Source organism: Kitasatospora sp. NPDC017646, assembly GCF_044329365.1.
Lineage (GTDB): Bacteria > Actinomycetota > Actinomycetes > Streptomycetales > Streptomycetaceae > Kitasatospora.
The window spans coordinates 234,019-250,680 of record NZ_JBIRJC010000010.1 but is presented as its reverse complement, the minus strand read 5'-3'; the positions used below and the strand labels follow the sequence as shown (position 1 = coordinate 250,680).

The 16,662-nt window shown below is 71.7% G+C and carries 13 protein-coding genes; 8 read left to right on the top strand and 5 right to left on the bottom strand.

What is annotated here, in order from left to right:
- Nucleotides 1–19 precede the first annotated feature (19 nt).
- The gene (locus ACH4J0_RS18720; protein WP_396241352.1) at nt 20–973 is read right to left on the bottom strand and encodes a PAC2 family protein; all 954 of its coding nucleotides are present in this window, start codon (nt 971–973) and stop codon (nt 20–22) included.
- Nucleotides 974–1,343: 370 nt separating this feature from the next.
- On the opposite strand from ACH4J0_RS18720, the gene ACH4J0_RS18715 reads away from it, so the two are divergent.
- Entirely contained in the window at nt 1,344–1,865 is a 522-nt protein-coding gene (locus ACH4J0_RS18715) for an SRPBCC domain-containing protein (protein WP_396241350.1), read from the top strand.
- Here ACH4J0_RS18715 and ACH4J0_RS18710 read toward each other — a convergent pair.
- Nucleotides 1,829–2,965 carry a hypothetical protein gene (locus ACH4J0_RS18710; protein WP_396241348.1) on the bottom strand — a complete coding sequence of 379 codons (1,137 nt, stop codon included), beginning with the start codon at nt 2,963–2,965 and terminating at the stop codon, nt 1,829–1,831. The two genes, ACH4J0_RS18715 and ACH4J0_RS18710, sit on opposite strands and share 37 nt — an antisense overlap.
- Before the next feature lie 141 nt (nt 2,966–3,106).
- On the opposite strand from ACH4J0_RS18710, the gene metH reads away from it, so the two are divergent.
- The 3 genes from metH to ACH4J0_RS18695 all read left to right on the top strand — a co-directional run bounded on the left by metH (nt 3,107) and on the right by ACH4J0_RS18695 (nt 9,342).
- On the top strand, nt 3,107–6,616 hold the full coding sequence (gene metH, locus ACH4J0_RS18705; protein ID WP_396241346.1) for a methionine synthase: 3,510 nt from the start codon (nt 3,107–3,109) through the stop codon (nt 6,614–6,616).
- A gap of 152 nt (nt 6,617–6,768) precedes the next feature.
- On the top strand, nt 6,769–7,473 hold the full coding sequence (locus ACH4J0_RS18700) for an HAD family hydrolase (RefSeq protein ID WP_396241344.1): 705 nt from the start codon (nt 6,769–6,771) through the stop codon (nt 7,471–7,473).
- Between the two features lie 255 nt (nt 7,474–7,728).
- A complete protein-coding gene (locus ACH4J0_RS18695) occupies nt 7,729–9,342 on the top strand; it encodes an ABC transporter substrate-binding protein (RefSeq protein WP_396241342.1) in 1,614 nt (537 codons plus the stop codon).
- 105 nt (nt 9,343–9,447) lie between these two features.
- Here ACH4J0_RS18695 and ACH4J0_RS18690 read toward each other — a convergent pair whose 3' ends face one another.
- A complete protein-coding gene (locus ACH4J0_RS18690; protein ID WP_396241340.1) occupies nt 9,448–10,119 on the bottom strand; it encodes a response regulator in 672 nt (223 codons plus the stop codon).
- Entirely contained in the window at nt 10,119–11,036 is a 918-nt protein-coding gene (locus ACH4J0_RS18685) for a RecB family exonuclease (RefSeq protein WP_396241338.1), read from the bottom strand. Before ACH4J0_RS18685 ends, ACH4J0_RS18690 begins: the two co-directional genes overlap by 1 nt.
- A gap of 213 nt (nt 11,037–11,249) precedes the next feature.
- Between ACH4J0_RS18685 and ACH4J0_RS18680 the strand changes: the two genes are divergently transcribed.
- From ACH4J0_RS18680 to ACH4J0_RS18670, 3 genes are all read left to right on the top strand, one after another.
- Entirely contained in the window at nt 11,250–12,461 is a 1,212-nt protein-coding gene (locus ACH4J0_RS18680) for a site-2 protease family protein (RefSeq protein ID WP_396241336.1), read from the top strand.
- Nucleotides 12,462–12,508: 47 nt separating this feature from the next.
- Entirely contained in the window at nt 12,509–13,468 is a 960-nt protein-coding gene (locus ACH4J0_RS18675) for a tRNA (adenine-N1)-methyltransferase (RefSeq protein ID WP_396241334.1), read from the top strand.
- A 114-nt stretch (nt 13,469–13,582) separates the two neighbouring features.
- Nucleotides 13,583–14,245: a hypothetical protein gene (locus tag ACH4J0_RS18670; protein WP_396241332.1), complete on the top strand. Its 663-nt coding sequence runs from the start codon at nt 13,583–13,585 to the stop codon at nt 14,243–14,245.
- A gap of 3 nt (nt 14,246–14,248) precedes the next feature.
- Here the strand turns inward: ACH4J0_RS18670 and ACH4J0_RS18665 are convergent, their stop codons facing one another.
- Nucleotides 14,249–14,554, bottom strand: coding sequence for a ferredoxin (locus tag ACH4J0_RS18665; protein ID WP_207809367.1), 306 nt, complete (start codon nt 14,552–14,554; stop codon nt 14,249–14,251).
- Between the two features lie 286 nt (nt 14,555–14,840).
- On the opposite strand from ACH4J0_RS18665, the gene arc reads away from it, so the two are divergent.
- A complete protein-coding gene (gene arc, locus ACH4J0_RS18660) occupies nt 14,841–16,607 on the top strand; it encodes a proteasome ATPase (RefSeq protein ID WP_396241330.1) in 1,767 nt (588 codons plus the stop codon).
- Nucleotides 16,608–16,662 lie beyond the last annotated feature (55 nt).

Below are 16,662 nucleotides of genomic sequence, written 5' to 3'. Positions count from 1 at the left end.
GCGTTCACGCGGGGAAGGACTACTCCTCCTCCGCGCCCTCCTGGCTCTCCCGGGTTGTGCCCGGCGACTCGGACTCGGCCGGCCGCTCGGCCGTCGCGTGCCCGGACACCGGCTTCTCGCCGGTCGGTCCGACGTTCTCCCTGCGGCGCAGGTAGCGCTCGAACTCGCGCGCGATCGCGTCCCCGGAGGCCTCCGGCAGCTCCGCGGTGTCCTGCGCCTCCTCCAGCTGCTGGACGTACTCGGCCACCTCGCTGTCCTCGGCGGCCAGCTGGTCCACGCCGAGCTGCCAGGCCCGGGCGTCCTCGCCGAGCTCACCCGGCGGGATGCGCAGGTCCAGCAGGTCCTCCAGCTTGTTCAGCAGCGCCAGCGTGGCCTTGGGGTTGGGCGGCTGCGCGACGTAGTGCGGCACCGCGGCCCACAGCGTCACGGCCGGAACCCCGGCGTGGGTGCAGGCCTCCTGGAGCACCCCGACGATCCCGGTCGGGCCCTCGTATCGGCTCTCCTCCAGGTCCAGCCGGCGGGCCAGGTCCGGGTCGGAGGTGACCCCGCTGACCGGTACCGGGCGGCTGTGCGGGGTGTCGCCGAGCAGCGCGCCCAGGATCACCACCAGCTCGATGCCCAGCTCGTGCGCGAAGCCGAGCAGCTCGTTGCAGAACGAACGCCAGCGCATGCTCGGCTCGATGCCGCGCACCAGCACCACGTCCCTGGTCACCGGCTCGGTCACCCGGACCACCGAGAGCCTGGTGGTCGGCCAGGTGATCCGGCGGATGCCGCCGTCCAGCCAGATCGTCGGCCGGTTGACCTGGAAGTCGTAGTAGTCCTCCGCGTCCAGGGCGGCGAACACCTTGCCGCCCCAGGTCTCGTCCAGATGCGCCAGAGCCGCGGAGGCGGCGTCACCCGCGTCGTTCCACCCCTCGAAGGCGCAGACCATCACCGGGTCGATCAACTCGGGAACATCTTCCAGCTCGATCACCCAGCGTCTCCCTCCGGTCGGCGGTCGGACCGGCACCGCCTCGGCTGGCCGCCGGGGCACTGACGGGCCGGCTCCCGCCTGTCGAACCTCTCGTCTCCCATGGAACGGCTCGCTCCATGGTCCCTACCTGCCCAGCCTACGGGCTTTGATGCGCATGGCGGCCGGGCACCGGGACAGTCTGGGGGAGCGGGCCGCCGCGATCCAGCGGATATCCGCTCCGTGACGGCTGACGTCCAGTCAACCCGCCCGCACGGTGCCGCACCGCGCCCGAACGGTGACGGAGCGCACAGGGGTGACGCCCGGGCACGGCGGCGCGATGATGGTGGTGGACGGGGCCGGGCGGAAGGGGCCGGGCGGAAGGGGCCGACCGATGAACCGATGGCTGTGGATCGGCGTGGCCGCGGGCACGGCGGCACTGGCCGGGGCCGCGCTGCTGGCGGCGGACCGGGCCGGGCGCCGGCTGCCGGTGGAACACGTCACCGAAGGAGGGCTGGAACTCGCCCAGCCGCCCGGCGCGGTCTGGGACGTGCTCACCGACATCGACCTCTACCCGGCCTGGCGCCCGGGCCTCACCCACGTCGAGCGACTGCCGGCCGGGGTCGGCGGCCGTCCGCGCTGGCGCGAGTACGACCGGCACGGGCACACCACCTACGAGGTGGTGGCCAGCGAGGCCCCGCACCGCCTGGTGACCGGCATCGCCGACCCGGACCTGCCCTACGGCGGCACCTGGACGTACCAGCTCACCCCGGCCGGGCCCGGCTGCTCGCTGACCGTCACCGAGCGCGGCGAGGTCCGCAAACCGCTGTACCGGGCCGTCTCGCACTACCTGACCGGGGAGGACGCCACCGTCCACCGCTACCTGGGCGCCCTCGCCCACCGCATGGCGGCCTGAACGGGCTGGCCCGGGTCGACCCAGCCGCGCCGGTACGCCGCCCAGTTCTCCGGCGTCGCGGCGAAGTCCACGTACAGCGCGACGCCGAAGTTCGCCCGTCCCAGGTCCTGGCGGCCGAGGCCCAGCCGGACGCCCCGGACGGCCGCCGGGACGGTCTCCGCGTCGCCCCAGTGGCCCCACTTGTCCTCCCGGAAGAACGGCAGGCCGATCAGCAGGTCGACCTGCGGCGGGGTGGCCCGCAGCGCCAGCTCGGTCTGCTGGGCGACGTAGCCGCCGAACAGCGGCTCGGTCGGCATCGAGGTGTCGTAGGCCATCACCGCGATCTGGTCGACCCGGCGGGCGGTCTCGCGGAAGTACGTCTGGTCCCACCACTTGCCGTGGTCGGTGAGCAGGATGCCGGCGGTGTGCAGGCCGGGAACCGGGTCGATCTGCGGGGCGGCCACCGACAGCGTGGCGCCGCGCGCGGCCGTCACCGGGCGCACCTCGTCCAGCAGGGCGAGCCAGCCGGCCGTGCCGGGGTGGATCGGCTCCATGTCGAAGTGCACGCCGTCGAAGCCCTGGTCCAGCACCTGGCGGGCGGAGGCGGTGATCCGGTCCCGGGTGGGTGCGTCGTCCAGGTCCAGGGCGTCCTTCTCCGGCTTGACCTCGTCGCCCAGCCAGCCCTGCACCCGGACCCCCGGCAGCGCCCGGTGGGCGGCCTCGGTGAACCAGCGGGCCCGTGGGTGGACGGACGCCGGCAGCGAGCCGTCGTGCTCCAGCGGGCCGGTGTGGACGTAGAGGTCGCGCACGCCGGTGCCGGCCAGCTGCCGGGCCAGCGCCGCCACGTCCGCGTCGGTCTTGCGGCCGTCCACCCAGGCGTGGCCGAGCCAGACGGCGTCCCGGCCCCGGGTGCGGGCCTCGGCGGCGGGCTCGCCCGTGTAGTGCAGTCGGAACGTGACGAACGCCGAGCCCAGCGCGGCGAGCGGCACGGCCGCCGCCAGCCCCAGGGCCAGCAGCGCCCGGCGCCACCACGACCAGCCTCTCCAACGCTGCCGCAGCGCCCGGAACGGGGCCGTCACGGCCCGACCCGTGCGCCGCGCGGAGGTCCGGATCTGGGCCACGCGGTTGCTCCCCCCTGCGGTCGAACGCTCAGGATACGGAATGGGCCCGCGGGACGGGCCGCGGGCCGGATACCCTGGCGACGTGCGGGCCCGAGCAAGCGGGTCCGCAAAGCCGACAGCCGTCGCACAGGGAGACGCCCCATGGCCACTGCAGCCGATCCGTCCATCACTCAGCAGAGCCGCGCGAACGCGCTGCGCGACGCGCTTGCCACCCGGGTGGTGGTCGCCGACGGTGCGATGGGCACCATGCTCCAGGCGCAGGACCCGACGCTGGAGGACTTCCAGAACCTCGAAGGCTGCAACGAGGTCCTCAACATCACCCGGCCCGACATCGTCCGCTCCGTCCACGAGGCCTACTTCGCGGTGGGCGTGGACTGCGTCGAGACCAACACCTTCGGCGCCAACTTCGCCGCGCTGGGCGAGTACGACATCTCCGAGCGGATCTTCGAGCTGTCCGAGGCGGGCGCCCGGATCGCCCGCGAGGTGGCCGACGCCCACGCCGCCGACGGCCGTACCCGCTGGGTGCTCGGCTCGATCGGCCCCGGCACCAAGCTGCCGACCCTCGGCCACGCCCCGTACCAGGCGCTGCGCGACGGCTTCCAGCAGAACGCGGCCGGCCTGATCGCCGGCGGCGCTGACGCGCTGCTGGTGGAGACCAGCCAGGACCTGCTGCAGACCAAGGCCGCGATCCTCGGCTCCAAGCGCGCCCTGGCCGAGGCCGGGCTGGACCTCCCGGTGCTGGTGCAGGTGACGGTGGAGACCACCGGCACCATGCTGCTCGGCTCCGAGATCGGCGCCGCGCTCACCGCGCTGGAGCCGCTCGGCGTCGACTACATCGGCCTCAACTGCGCCACCGGCCCGGCCGAGATGAGCGAGCACCTGCGCTACCTGGCCAAGAACGCCAGGATCGGCCTGTCCTGCATGCCGAACGCGGGCCTGCCGGTGCTCGGCAAGGACGGCGCCCACTATCCGCTCTCCCCGGCCGAACTGGCCGAGGCGCACGACGTGTTCACCCGCGAGTACGGCCTCTCGCTGGTCGGCGGCTGCTGCGGCACCACCCCCGAGCACCTGCGCCAGGTGGTGGAGAAGGTCCAGGGCCGTCCGATCGCCCGGCGCGAGCCGCAGCCGGAGCCCTCGGCGGCCTCGCTCTACCAGGCGGTGCCGTTCCGCCAGGACACCTCGTACCTGGCGATCGGCGAGCGCACCAACGCCAACGGCTCGAAGAAGTTCCGCGAGTCGATGCTGGCCGGCGACTGGCAGGCCTGCGTGGAGATCGCCCGGGACCAGATCCGGGACGGCTCGCACCTGCTGGATCTCTGCGTGGACTACGTCGGCCGCGACGGCGTCGCCGACATGAAGGAGATCGCCGGCCGGCTGGCCACCGCCTCCACCCTGCCGATCGTGCTGGACTCCACCGAGCCGCCCGTGCTGCAGGCCGGCCTGGAGGCGCTCGGCGGCCGCGCGGTGCTGAACTCGGTCAACTACGAGGACGGCAACGCCCCCGACTCGCGCTTCGGCAGGATCGCCTCGCTGGCCCGCGAGCACGGCGCCGGCCTGATCGCGCTGACCATCGACGAGCAGGGCCAGGCCCGTACCGCCGAGAAGAAGGTGGAGATCGCCGAGCGGCTGATCGCCGAGCTGACCACCGACTACGGCATCGACGAGGGCTCGATCCTGGTCGACTGCCTCACCTTCACCCTGGCCACCGGCCAGGAGGAGTCCCGCCGGGACGGCATCGAGACCATCGAGGCGATCCGCGAGCTCAAGCGCCGCCACCCCGAGGTGCAGACCACCCTCGGGCTGTCGAACATCTCCTTCGGCCTCAACCCGGCCGCCCGGGTGGTGCTCAACTCGGTCTTCCTGCACGAGTGCGTGGAGGCCGGCCTGGACTCGGCGATCGTGCACGCCTCCAAGATCCTGCCGATCTCCCGGATCCCGGAGGACCAGCGCGAGGCCGCCCTCGACCTGGTCCACGACCGCCGCCGGGACGGCTACGACCCGCTGCAGCGCCTGCTGGAGCTGTTCGAGAACGTCTCCACCGCCTCGGTCAAGGCCTCCAAGGCGCAGGAGCTGGCCGCGCTCCCGCTGGAGGAGCGGCTGCAGCGCCGGATCATCGACGGCGAGCGGGGCGGCCTGGAGGCCGACCTGGACGAGGCGCTGGCCGAGCGCCCGGCGCTGGAGATCATCAACGACACCCTGCTGTCCGGCATGAAGGTGGTCGGCGAGCTCTTCGGCTCCGGCCAGATGCAGCTGCCGTTCGTGCTCCAGTCCGCCGAGGTGATGAAGACCGCGGTGGCCCACCTGGAACCGCACATGGAGAAGTCCGACAGCGAGGGCAAGGGCACCATCGTGCTGGCCACCGTCAAGGGCGACGTCCACGACATCGGCAAGAACCTGGTCGACATCATCCTGTCCAACAACGGCTACAACGTCGTCAACCTGGGCATCAAGCAGCCGGTCTCGGCGATCCTGGACGCCGCCCAGGAGCACAACGCGGACGTGATCGGCATGTCCGGCCTGCTGGTGAAGTCCACCGTGATCATGAAGGAGAACCTGGAGGAGCTGAACCAGCGCAAGCTGGCCGCGAGCTACCCGGTGATCCTCGGCGGTGCCGCCCTGACCCGCGCCTACGTCGAGCAGGACCTGCACGAGATCTACGAGGGCGAGGTCCGCTACGCCCGGGACGCCTTCGAGGGCCTGCGGCTGATGGACGCGCTGATCGCGGTCAAGCGCGGCGTGCCCGGCGCGACCCTCCCGGAGCTCAAGCAGCGCCGGCACGCCCGGGTCGAGGTGGAGGAGCCGGAGCCCGAGGTCAACCTCGGCCAGATCCGCTCCGACGTCACGCTGGACAACGCGCTGCCCACCCCGCCGTTCTGGGGCGACCGGATCGTCAAGGGCATCCCGTTCGCCGACTACGCCTCCTGGCTGGACGAGGACGCGCTGTTCAAGGGCCAGTGGGGCCTGAAGGCCGCGCGGGGCGGCGACGGCCCGTCCTACGAGGAGCTGGTGGAGACCGAGGGCCGGCCGCGACTGCGGGCCTGGCTGGACCGGCTCCAGACCGAGGGCTGGCTGGAGGCGGCCGTGGTCTACGGCTACTACCCGGCCAATTCCAAGGGCGACGACCTGATCGTCTTCCACGAGGACGGCACCGAGCGGACCCGCTTCACCTTCCCCCGCCAGCGCCGCGGCCGTCGGCTCTGCCTGGCGGACTTCTTCCGCCCGGAGGAGACCGGGGAGCGGGACGTGGTCGGCCTCCAGGTGGTCACCATGGGCAACCGGATCTCGGAGGCGGCCAACGAGCTGTTCGCCGGGAACTCCTACCGCGACTACCTGGAGCTGCACGGCCTCTCGGTGCAGCTGGCCGAGGCGCTCGCCGAGTTCTGGCACGCCCGGGTCCGCTACGAGCTGGGCTTCTCCGGCGAGGACCCGCAGGACGTCAAGGACATGTTCGCGCTCAAGTACCGGGGCGCCCGCTTCTCGCTCGGTTACGGGGCCTGCCCCGAGCTGGAGGACCGCGCCAAGATCGCCGAGCTGCTGAAGCCCGAGCGGATCGGCGTGGTGCTCTCCGAGGAGTTCCAGCTGCACCCGGAGCAGTCCACCGACGCGATCGTGATCCACCACCCGGAGGCGAAGTACTTCAACGCCCGGTAACCCCCACGCCCTTCTCGGTTCGCTCTTTCCGGGCGAAGCGGGCGTATTCTGGATGATCCTGAACGGGCCGGTCCGCTCACCAGCGGGCCGGCCCGTGCCATCCCCGAGGGCGTCCGAGGACGTGCCGCGGGGTACTGCCGGAAGGACTCGCCATGACGACCAGCTCCACCACCGCCCTGACGCTCGACCACGGGAACGACCGCGGCCTCCAGGCGGTGCTGCTGGACATGGACGGGACGCTGGTGGACACCGAGGACTTCTGGTGGCAGGCCGAGGTCACGCTCTTCGCCGAGCTGGGCCACCAGCTGGACGAGCAGGACCGGGCGCACGTGGTCGGCGGCCCGATGACCCGGGTGATGGACTACCTGGTCGCCCGCACCGGGGTGGACATCGCCCCGGCCGACCTGGGCGTGCTGGTCAACCAGCGCTTCGTCGACCTGCTGGCCGGCGGCGTGCCGCTGATGCCGGGCGCCGAGCGGCTGCTGAACACCCTCGCCGCGCACGGCGTCCCGGCCGCGCTGGTGTCCGCCTCGCACCGGCACGTGATCGACATCGTGCTGCGCTCGCTGGGCGCCGAGCGCTTCGCCTTCACGATCGCCGGGGACGAGGTGCCGCGCACCAAGCCGTTCCCGGACCCGTACCTGGCGGCGGCCCTGCGGCTGGGCGCGGAGCCGGCCCGCTGCGTGGTCGTCGAGGACACCCCGACCGGGGTGCGCGCGGGCGAGGCGGCCGGCTGCCCGGTGATCGCGGTGCCCTCGGTGGCGCCGATCGAGGCGGCGCCCGGGCGGCTGGTGGTCCCCTCGCTGGAGCAGGTCGATCTCGAACTGCTGCGCTCGCTGGTCGCCTCGCGGGTGTAGCCGGGGCAAACGGAGCGACGAGCGCTGGATGTGATTGTCATCTCATTGCGCCTCGTCCCTACCGGCCGGTAGACAGCCCCGCCCGGCATCTGCGGAGGGTTGATCGGGGAGAAAACGGGCATTGGCTGACAACTCGTCGGGCACGCCGTGATGCCCCCAACCGCCGTGTCCCAAACGTCATCTGCACGGGTATCGGTCGTGCGTGTTCGATATGGCACGCTACTCGGGTTCGTGACACCCCCGAAGGACGCTCCCGTGAAGACTTCAGCTGAACGCCTGGCAGTACTCGGCTGTGCCGGTCTGGTCGCCGTGACGGTGGCCGGGTGCGGATCGGTCACCGACGCCGTCAAGGGGGACAGCGGCGGCAAGTCGATCACCATGGGAACCTCCCAGCTGACCAGCACGCTGGACCCGGCGGCCGCCTACGACTCCGGCGCCTGGCTCCTGCTGCGCAACACCTTCCAGTCGCTGCTGACCTTCCCGGCCGCCGCCAGCACGCCCACCCCGGACGCCGCGCAGTCCTGCGACTTCTCCGGCGGCGAGGCCAGCGAGTACCACTGCACCCTGCGGCCCGGCCTGAAGTTCTCCAACGGCCACCCGCTGACCGCCGAGGACGTGGTGTTCTCGATCCAGCGGACGAAGAAGATCAACGACCCGAGCGGTCCGGCGGGCCTGCTCGCCTCGATCAAGAGCGTCGAGGCCAAGGGCGACAACGAGGTGGTCTTCCACCTGGCGACCCCCGACGCCACCCTGCCGGCCAAGCTGGCCGGGCCGGCCGGCGCCATCGTCGACCACCAGGTCTTCCCGGCCGACAAGGTCCTCCCCAACGACAAGCTGGTCGGCTCCGGCCCGTACCGCTTCGACTCGTTCGAGGACATGGCCGGCGACAACGCCAAGCAGCTGGGCAAGGTCGTGCTGGTGCCCAACGACAAGTACACCGGCGACGCCAAGCCGCTGAACGACAAGTTCACCGTCAAGTACTACGACAAGGCCCCGGACCTCAAGGCCGCGCTGGACAAGGGCGACGTCGACCTCACCGACAACAGCCTGGAGCCGAACACCGCCGCCCAGATCCGCTCCGACCAGCAGAGCGGCAAGACCGACCTCCAGGTGGTCGAGGGCGACAGCAACGACACCCACTCGCTGGCCTTCAACACCAAGGACCCGGTCCTGAGCAACGTCGGCGTCCGCCAGGCCGCCGCCGCGCTGCTCGACCGCAAGGCGCTCGCCCGCGACGTCTTCGCCCGCACCGTCCAGCCGCTGTACGCCCTGGTCCCGGCCGGCGTCACCGGCCACACCACCTCCTTCTTCGACCGCTGGGGCGACCAGGACGTCGCCAAGGCCAAGAAGGCCCTGACCGACAACAAGGTCCAGACCCCGGTCAAGCTCACCCTCACCTGGTCCCGCTCCCGGGTCGGCAGCCTCGAGGCCGACACGATCAAGAAGCAGCTGGAGACCGGCGGCCTGTTCCAGGTGACGGTCCAGCAGGAAGCCGACTGGACCGCGTACAAGAAGGGCTGGACCGAGGGCAAGTACCAGGCGTACGTCATCGGCTGGTTCGCCGACTACCCGGACCCGGACAACTACATCTCCCCGCTGCTGGTCGACGGCGGTGTCTTCCACACCGGGTGGGACGACCCGAAGATCAGCCAGAAGCTGATCCCGGACGGCCTCAAGCAGGCTGACCGCAGCGCCGCCTCGGCCGGCTACGCGCAGCTCCAGCAGATCGTCGCCGACAACGTGCCGCTGATCCCGCTGTACCAGAACAAGGCCTTCTACGCGGCCCGTTCGTACGTCACCGGCGTCGAGTCCACCGTCGACACCACCGGCTTCTTCCGCTTCTGGGAGATCAGCCGCAACAACAAGTAGTCCGGCACGGACGGCGGCCCGCCCGCTTCCCCCGCACCGATGGGGGGAAGCGGGCGGGCCGCCGTCACGTTTCTCCTTGCCGCTGCGGTCCGTTGCAGGGGCCGGTCACAGCGTGCCCGGCCGCACCAGCCCGCTCTCGTAGGCGTACACCGCCGCCTGCACCCGGTCGCGCAGCTGGAGCTTCGTCAGCACGTGGCCGACGTGGGTCTTCACGGTCGTCTCGCTGACGAACAGCTCGGCCGCGATCTCCGCGTTCGACAGCCCGCGCGCCACCAGCTTCAGCACCTCCAACTCCCGCTCGGTCAGCGCGCTCAGCGCCTGCGGCGGCGTCTCCTCGCCCGAGGGCAGCTTGGTGGCGTACATGTCCAGCAGCCGGCGGGTGATGCTCGGCGCCAGCATCGCCGCGCCGTCCGCGACCACCCGGATCGCCTGCACCAGCTCCTCCGCCGGGACGTCCTTCAGCAGGAAGCCGCTGGCGCCCGCGCGCAGCGCCTCCACCACGTACTCGTCCAGGTCGAAGGTGGTCAGCACCAGCACCTTGGCCGGGCCGTCCCGCCCCGGGCCGGCGATCCGGCGGGTCGCCTCGACGCCGTCCATCCGCGGCATCCGGATGTCCATCAGCACCACGTCGGGCTGCAGCGCCCGCACCTGGTCCAACGCCTGCTGACCGTCGCCGGCCTCACCGACCACCACCAGGTCGGACTCGGCCTCCAGGATCATCCGGAAACCGGTGCGCAGCAGCGGCTGGTCGTCGACCAGCAGCACTCGGATCGTCACTAGGACTCCTTGCTCATCGGATCCCCCGTGGGATCGCTCTCATCCGACGTACGGGCTTGTGCCGGCACGGGCAGCGGGTACGGCGGCGGGGTGCCGCCGAACTCCGGGCAGCTGGCCTGGTGGTCGCACCAGTCGCACAGCCGGTTGCGGGTGGCCGGGAAGTCCCCGGTGGCCACCGCGTGGCTGATCCGCTCCCACAGCGCCTGCAGCTTGCGCTCCACGGCGAGCAGATCGGCCTCGTCCGGGTCGTAGCTGACCACGTCCCCGCCCCCACCGAGGTAGACCAGCTGGAGGCGCTTGGGGATCACGCCCTTCCAGCGCCACACCACCAGCGCGTAGAACTTCATCTGGAACATCGCCTTGCCCTCGAAGTCCCGCGAGGGCGCCCGGCCGGTCTTGTAGTCCACCAGCCGGACCTCACCGGTGGGCGCGACGTCCACCCGGTCGATGTAGCCGCGCAGCAGCAGCCCCGACTCCAGGGCCGTCTCCACGTACAGCTCCCGCTCCACCGGGTGCAGCCGGGTCGGGTCCTCCAGCCGGAACCACTGGCCGACCAGCTTCTCGGCGTCCGCCAGCCAACGCGTCAGCGCCGCGCCGTCCGGGTCGTCGGGGAACAGCGAACCCAGCTCCGGGCGCTCGCCCAGCAGCCGCTCCCACTGCGGCCGCAGCAGGCCCAGCGCCCGCTCCGGCGTCCGCTCGGCCGCAGGGCTGTCGAACAGCCGCTCCAGCACCGCGTGCACCAGCGTGCCCCGGGTCGCCGCCGAGCTCGGCGGCTCGGGCAGCCGGTCGATCACCCGCAGCCGGTACAGCAGGGGACAGGTGAGGAAGTCCCCCGCGCGGGACGGGGACAGCCCGGTCGGGGGCGCCGCCGGGCGCGCCGGAGTCCCGGCGGCACTGCTGGTGTCGGTCTGCTGCATGGCTACGACCCTATTGCCCTTCGCTGTCATCCCGCTGCCACCGTGCTGCCGCACCGCCCGGGGCGCCGGTGTTCCTGGGGCCGGCGCCGGCCCGGTCCGGGACCGCGCCGGTGGGTATGAAGCCCGACAGAGGGGCGCGCGGCACCAAGTGGCCGCGATCACGTAGCGTGGGCGCACCGGGGGCACGACGGGCGGACGACCGAAGGGATCACGGTGAGCGACACCAGGGGGCAGCAGACCTCCGACCAGCCACCGCAGGACGGCGGGCGCCCCACCGGGCCGCCCCCGGAGCGCGGCGGCGGCCTCCTGATGGGGCGCCCCTTCGGCGTGCCCATCTACGTCACCCCGTCCTGGTTCGTCATCGCCGCCCTGATCACCTGGCTGTTCGGCGGACAGCTCGCGGACGTCCTTCCCGAACTCGGCAGCGGCGTGCGCTACCTGCTGGCCTTCTTCTTCGCGGTCGCCTTCTACGCCTCCGTCCTGGTCCACGAACTCGCCCACACCCTGGTCGCGCTGCGCTACAAGCTCGGGGTCCGTCGGATCCAGCTGCAGTTCTTCGGCGGCGTCTCCGAGATCGAGAACGAGGCCGAGAGTCCCTGGCGCGAGTTCTGGCTCGCCTTCGTCGGCCCGCTGCTCTCCCTGGTGCTCGGCGGGGTCTTCTACCTCGCGCTGCGCGCCGTCGATCTGTCCAGCGTGCCCGGAGTGCTGCTGACCGGCCTGATGGTCTCCAACCTGGTGGTCGCAGCCTTCAACCTGCTGCCCGGCCTGCCGCTGGACGGCGGCCGGATGCTGCGCGCCGTGGTCTGGGCCCTCACCGGCAGGGCGATGACCGGCACGGTGGCCGCCGCCTGGATCGGCCGGGCGCTGGCCCTGGTGGTGCTGATCGGCCTGCCGCTGGTCAGCGCCTCCCGCGGCGGCGAGCGCACCACCACCGACACCCTGGTCGACGCGGTGCTGGCCGCCGTACTGGCCGCGATCATCTGGAACGGCGCCACCGGCAGCCTGCGCAACGCCCGGCTCAAGGAGGCGCTGCCCGAACTGCGGCTGCGCGACCTCGCCCGCCGCATCGTCGAGGTCACCGCCGACACCCCGCTCGGCGAGGCCATGCGCCGGGCCCGCGAGGCCGAGGCCGGCGCGGTCGTGGTGGTGGACGGCCGGGGCGAGCCGATCGCCATCGTCCGGGAGTCCGCGGTACGCGCCGTACCGGAGCACCGCCGCCCCTGGGTGGCCGTCGGCCCGCTCGCCCGCGACCTCGAACCCGGGCTGCGGCTGGACGCCGACCTGCGCGGCGAGGACCTGCTGCGGGCCGTCCAGGCCACGCCGGCGGGGGAGTACCTGGTGGTCGAGGCGGACGGCCGGGTGTACGGCGTGGCCGCGCTCACCGACATCGAGCAGCGCCTCACCGCCGCCGTCTCGGGCAGGTGACCAGGGCTGGTGAGGCGGGGCGGCCCGCTTCCCTTAGGATTGGCCGCATGTCCGAACCGACCGGTGCCGCCCGCCGACGCGGGCCCTTCCAGGTCGGGGACCAGGTCCAGCTGACCGACCCCAAGGGTCGCCACTACACGTTCACGCTCCAGGCCGGGAACCAGTTCCACACCCACAAGGGTGCGTTCCCCCACGACGAGCTGATCGGCGCCCCCGAAGGCACGGTCGTGCGCACCACGGGGAACGTCCCGTACCTCGCGCTGCGCCCCCTGCTCCCCGACTACGTCCTCTCCATGCCGCGCGGCGCCGCCGTGATCTACCCCAAGGACGCGGGGCAGATCCTGGCGATGGCCGACATCTTCGCGGGCGCCCGCGTGGTCGAGGCGGGTGTCGGCTCCGGGGCGCTCAGCACCTACCTGCTGCGCGCCGTCGGCGAGCAGGGCATGCTGGCCTCCTACGAGCGCCGACAGGACTTCGCGGACATCGCCCGGGGCAACGTCGAGCGCTACTTCGGCGGCCCCCACCCGGCGTGGAAGCTGACCGTCGGCGACCTCCAGGACAACCTGGTCGAGACCGACGTCGACCGCGTCATCCTCGACATGCTGGCTCCCTGGGAGTGCCTGGACACCGCCTCCAAGGCACTCGTCCCCGGCGGCCTCATCTGCTGCTACGTGGCCACCACGACGCAGATGTCCAAGACCGTCGAGGCGCTGCGCGAGCACGGCACCTTCACCGAGCCGCAGGCCTGGGAGACCATGGTCCGCACCTGGCACCTGGAGGGCCTGGCCGTCCGCCCGGACCACCGGATGATCGGCCACACCGGCTTCCTGCTCACCGCCCGCCGCCTGGCGGACGGCGTCGAGCCGCCGCTGCGCCGCCGTCGCCCGGCCAAGGGCGCCTACGGCGAGGACTACGACAGCGGGGCGCCCGAGCCGAGCCTCCAGGAGCGCGCCGCGGCCCGCAAGGCCGCCCGCGACCCCGAGGCCGAGCAGCCCGACCTGGGCTGAGCCCTTACCTGAAGAAGGGGTGGTGCGAGCGTCGAGCTCGCCCCACCCCTTCCTTTCGCGGCCGGCCCGCCCTCCGGCTCCCCGGCCGTCGGCGCACGGACACGGTGTGGGACGATGCTCGCTCACGCAGACCAGCTCCTGGAGCTCTGGAGGGGACGCCTGGTGGAGACCGCGGTCGGGACGACGACGGCGACGGCTGGACAGCAGACACCGCGGGGCCGCACCGGGCCCGCCCGCGCGCGAACCGCCCCCTGGCACTGGGCCGTTGCCCTGGCCGGATGTGGCGCGGTGGTGACCGCCGCGCTCGCCGCCTCCCCGGCCTCCGGCACCCCGCTGGCCGCCGGAGGCGCCCCCAGGGCCCTCGCCGCGGCCGCCGCCCCCGACCCGGCCGCGGCCCAACTGCCCATGGACTGCGGCCCCTTCCCGGTCAAGACGGTGCTCAGCGTGCCCGCCGAACTGGGCGACGGACACCCCGGTACGGTCGTCGCCGCGCACTGCGCCACCGACACCGGCACCCCGCCGGACTCCGTCTTCCTGCTCGGCTTCGGCCCGGACCGGCGCCCGGTGGTGGTCGCCACCCTGCTGACCGAACGCGAGAACCTCACCCTGAGTCGGCTCGCGGTGCGCTCCGACGGCGCCATCACCGGTCGCGCGCAGGGGTATTCGAGCGACGACGTGCCGCGCTTCCGCCCCGACGTCTCACTCGACCTCACCTGGACGCGCGGGGGCGGCGGCTGGGAACGTTCCCAGACCGCCGCCCCGGCCGGCTCGGCGTAGGCGCTACTCGGCGTCCGGCCCGTAGACCTCGACCCGGTCGGCGACCCGGCGCACGTGGATGCAGTCGCCGGGGCACTCCTTCGCCGAGTCCACCACGTCCTGAAGGAGCGTCAGCGGCACCGGGGCGGTCTCCCCGGGCTGCTGGCGCAACTCGTCGTCCGGGCCCTTCACGTACGCGAGTCCGTCGATGTCCAGCTCGAAGACCTCGGGCGCGTACTGGGCGCAGATGCCGTCGCCGGTGCACAGATCCTGGTCGATCCACACCTCCAGCTCCTCGGTCGCCGCCGCGGTCTGCTCGGTCACCGACATGGTCCCCTGCCGTTTCTGTCCCGGGTCGCCCCTATTCCTGGAGCAATCCCGCCATTCGTACAACGATCGGACCCAACCACCGTGGTCGCGATCGGATATCACTTCGCTCGACGATACATCTGGTCCGCTTTGGGTGGTGCGCGGTGGGTATCCCCTTAGCAGAGGGGAAGCACGCTGGGGCGAAGATCGGACACGCCCGTTCCATCTTTCTTGATCTAGGGGTTTACGGACCCCTGGTCCCAGGTAGGGTCTGGAAGCGTCCAGCTCCCCGGAGGAGGTGAGGACCGTGGCAGCCCACGATGACGACTACAACCGCAGCACCGGCAGGCCCGCTCGTGGTTCCGACGAGGCCGCTCAGGTCTCGTACCTTGAGCAGGAAATCGCCGTACTGCGCCGCAAGCTCGCCGACTCGCCGCGCAATTCGAGAATCCTCGAAGAGCGGATCGTCGAGCTCCAGACCAACCTGGCCGGCGTGACCGCCCAGAACGAACGACTCGCCTCCACCCTGCGCGAGGCCCGCGACCAGATCGTGGCCCTCAAGGAGGAAGTGGACCGGCTGGCACAGCCCCCGGCCGGTTTCGGCACCTTCCTCGCGGCGAACGAGGACGGTACCGCCGACATCTTCACCGGCGGTCGCAAGCTCCGCGTGAACGTCAGCCCGAACGTCGCCCTCGACGAACTTCGGCGCGGCCAGGAAGTGATGCTCAACGAGGCCCTCAACATCGTGGACGCGATGGCCTTCGAGCGCATCGGCGAGATCGTCACCCTCAAGGAGCTCCTGGAGGACGGCGAGCGCGCCCTGGTCATCGGCCACACCGACGAGGAGCGCGTGGTGCGCCTCGCCGAGCCGCTGCGCGAGCTCACCGTCCGGGCGGGGGACGCCCTGCTGCTGGAGCCGCGCTCCGGCTACGTGTACGAGGTGGTGCCGAAGTCCGAGGTCGAGGAGCTGGTCCTCGAAGAGGTCCCGGACATCGACTACCGCCAGATCGGCGGCCTGGCCAACCAGATCGAGCAGATCCGCGACGCGGTCGAGCTGCCGTACCTGCACGCCGACCTCTTCAAGGAGTTCGAGCTGCGCCCGCCCAAGGGCGTGCTGCTCTACGGTCCGCCCGGCTGCGGCAAGACGCTGATCGCCAAGGCGGTCGCCAACTCGCTGGCCAAGAAGGTCGCCGAGGTCACCGGCCGCCCGCAGGGGAAGAGCTACTTCCTCAACATCAAGGGCCCGGAGCTGCTCAACAAGTACGTGGGCGAGACCGAGCGGCAGATCCGCCTGGTCTTCCAGCGGGCCCGGGAGAAGGCGGGCGAGGGCACGCCCGTCATCGTCTTCTTCGACGAGATGGAGTCGCTGTTCCGCACCCGCGGTTCCGGTGTCAGCTCGGACGTGGAGAACACCATCGTCCCGCAGCTGCTCGCCGAGATCGACGGCGTGGAGGGGCTCGAGAACGTCATCGTCATCGGCGCCTCGAACCGCGAGGACATGATCGACCCGGCGATCCTGCGGCCCGGCCGCCTGGACGTCAAGATCAAGATCGAGCGCCCGGACGCCGAGGCCGCGAAGGACATCTTCTCCAAGTACCTCAGGGACTCGCTGCCGTTCCACCCGGACGACCTCAAGGAGCACGACGGCTCCGTCGAGGCCACGGTGGCGGCGATGATCCAGTCGGTCGTGGAGCGGATGTACTCCGAGACCGAGGAGAACCGCTTCCTGGAGGTCACCTACGCCAACGGTGACAAGGAGGTCCTGTTCTTCAAGGACTTCAACTCCGGCGCCATGATCCAGAACATCGTCGACCGCGCGAAGAAGATGGCCATCAAGGACTTCCTCGACCACGGTCAGCGCGGTCTGCGTGTCTCCCACCTGCTCGCCGCCTGCGTGGACGAGTTCAAGGAGAACGAGGACCTGCCCAACACCACCAACCCGGACGACTGGGCCCGCATCTCCGGCAAGAAGGGCGAGCGGATCGTCTTCATCCGCACGCTGGTCACCGGCAAGCAGGGCGCCGAGTCCGGCCGCTCGATCGACACTGTCGCCAACACGGGGCAGTACCTGTAAGCACGCGGTTGTCCGGGCCGGCAGCGGTCCCCGGAGCTGTACGCACCCCGTCCGG

Bases quoted from the DNA above. Each gene is read 5' to 3' on its own strand.
- ACH4J0_RS18685 (WP_396241338.1), bottom strand. From the start codon at position 11,036: ATGCAGCAGACCGACACCAGCAGTGCCGCCGGGACTCCGGCGCGCCCG.
- ACH4J0_RS18675 (WP_396241334.1), top strand. From the start codon at position 12,509: ATGTCCGAACCGACCGGTGCCGCCCGCCGACGCGGGCCCTTCCAGGTC.
- ACH4J0_RS18715 (WP_396241350.1), top strand. From the start codon at position 1,344: ATGAACCGATGGCTGTGGATCGGCGTGGCCGCGGGCACGGCGGCACTG.
- ACH4J0_RS18670 (WP_396241332.1), top strand. From the start codon at position 13,583: ATGCTCGCTCACGCAGACCAGCTCCTGGAGCTCTGGAGGGGACGCCTG.
- ACH4J0_RS18665 (WP_207809367.1), bottom strand. From the start codon at position 14,554: ATGTCGGTGACCGAGCAGACCGCGGCGGCGACCGAGGAGCTGGAGGTG.
- metH (WP_396241346.1), top strand. From the start codon at position 3,107: ATGGCCACTGCAGCCGATCCGTCCATCACTCAGCAGAGCCGCGCGAAC.
- ACH4J0_RS18700 (WP_396241344.1), top strand. From the start codon at position 6,769: ATGACGACCAGCTCCACCACCGCCCTGACGCTCGACCACGGGAACGAC.